The following is a 300-nucleotide window of genomic DNA, read 5'->3' on the forward strand; positions in this document are numbered from 1 at the left end:
GCCCTACCTTGTTGTAATAGTCAGTATGCAGTTGGGAAAGGTATTGTGATTTGTCCTTTGCTCGCTCTCCCCACACTTTGGCATAAGAGACCCTTTCAACAACACCCTTTGCCGCTTCCGATTTTGTGTAGTTGTCACGTTCTTCTTTTGGAAGTGCTCTCCATTCCTTGGTAGAGAGAACCTTTTCTGGATTATCCTTGTGAATGTACTTGCTTCCGATGCGCCCTCGTTTCTTTACTTGTTCAACAGGCACGGTCTGCACATGGGCATGGATGCTTGTCTCGTCACAATGCACATCAA

Annotated in this window: 1 pseudogene; it reads right to left on the reverse strand. The window is 46.3% G+C overall.

The annotated features are described in order from the left end of the window. Positions 1 to 300, reverse strand: a pseudogene (locus tag I6E38_RS15190) (MobV family relaxase); the annotation flags it as partial.

Source organism: Leyella stercorea (assembly GCF_021531355.1).
Lineage (GTDB): Bacteria > Bacteroidota > Bacteroidia > Bacteroidales > Bacteroidaceae > Prevotella.